Raw genomic sequence first — 645 nt, forward strand, 5'->3', positions numbered from 1 at the left:
CATGTTGACGAAGGCATAGAAGCTCAGGCGCCGGGTGTCGATGCCCGACAGGCGCGCCGCCTTCTCGTTGCCGCCCAGGGCATAGACCCGGCGGCCGAGCGTGGTGCGGCGGGTGACGAAGTCGAACAGAACGATCAGCACCGCCATCACCACCAGCACGTTGGGCAGGCCGCGGTAGGAGGCCAGCATCCACGAGAAGCCGATCAGGAGGCCCGCGAACACCAGCGTCGTGGCCGCGAACAAGCCGGCAGGCTCGACCGCGATGCCGTGGGCCTGATGGCGCTGCCGTCCGCGCCAGCCGGCAACGGCGAAGGCGGCCGCCATGGCCACGCCCAGCAGCAGCGAAGTCAGGCGCAGGCCCTGGATGCCGAAGCCGTCGGGGATGAAGCCCGAACTCAGGCGCTGGAAGGTGTCGGGGAAGGGGCCCACCGACTGGCCCTGCAGCAGTGCCAGCGCCAGGCCCTTGAACACCAGCATGCCGGCCAGCGTGACGATGAAGGAGGGGATGCGCGCATAGGCCACGAACCAGCCCTGCGCCGCACCGATGAGCGCGCCGCCCGCCAGGCAGGCCAGCGTGGCCGGGATCACCGGCCAGTCGTGGTTGACCATCAGCACCGCGGCCAGGGCGCCGACGAAGCCGCTGAC

Annotated in this window: 1 protein-coding gene; it reads right to left on the reverse strand. The window is 70.5% G+C overall.

The genetic code is table 11. The annotated features are described in order from the left end of the window. Window positions 1-645 (reverse strand): ABC transporter permease subunit (locus tag NS283_RS18155; protein ID WP_440589448.1); only part of this gene is annotated, 645 nt, incomplete at both ends.

Origin of the sequence: Microbacterium testaceum, assembly GCF_001476285.1 — a bacterium.
Classification (GTDB): domain Bacteria; phylum Actinomycetota; class Actinomycetes; order Actinomycetales; family Microbacteriaceae; genus Microbacterium; species Microbacterium testaceum_B.